Genomic DNA, 272 nt, shown 5'->3' with positions numbered 1-272 from the left:
GCGCGTTCGAGCCGCCGGCCGCCGCGCAGCAGTTGCGCGCCTTCCTGCGCCGCGATTCGCACGTAGTCGAGATTGCGCTCCAGTTGCGCGGCGTTCGCGACGGGGCCCACGTCGGTGCCGTGCTTCAGCGCATGGTCGACGGTGAGTTTCGCGAGCCTTGCCTGCAACGCGTCGACGAACGGCTCGTAGATCGCGCGTTCGACGATCAGACGCGCCGCCGCCGTACTGCGCTGGCCGGTCGAGCCGTAGGCGCCGGTCAACGCGGCATCGAC

Annotated in this window: 1 protein-coding gene; it reads right to left on the bottom strand. The window is 70.6% G+C overall.

All coding sequences use genetic code 11. From position 1 onward, the window contains the following. The coding region (locus SB753_RS37340; RefSeq protein WP_410805177.1) for an aldehyde dehydrogenase family protein at positions 1-272 on the bottom strand (272 nt) is incomplete at both ends.

This window comes from Paraburkholderia sp. SIMBA_053, assembly GCF_046534895.1.
In the GTDB taxonomy this organism is placed as follows: Bacteria; Pseudomonadota; Gammaproteobacteria; order Burkholderiales; family Burkholderiaceae; genus Paraburkholderia; species Paraburkholderia caledonica.
The sequence above is the reverse complement of the archived record's forward strand: the minus strand, read 5'-3'. Positions and strand labels throughout refer to the sequence as shown.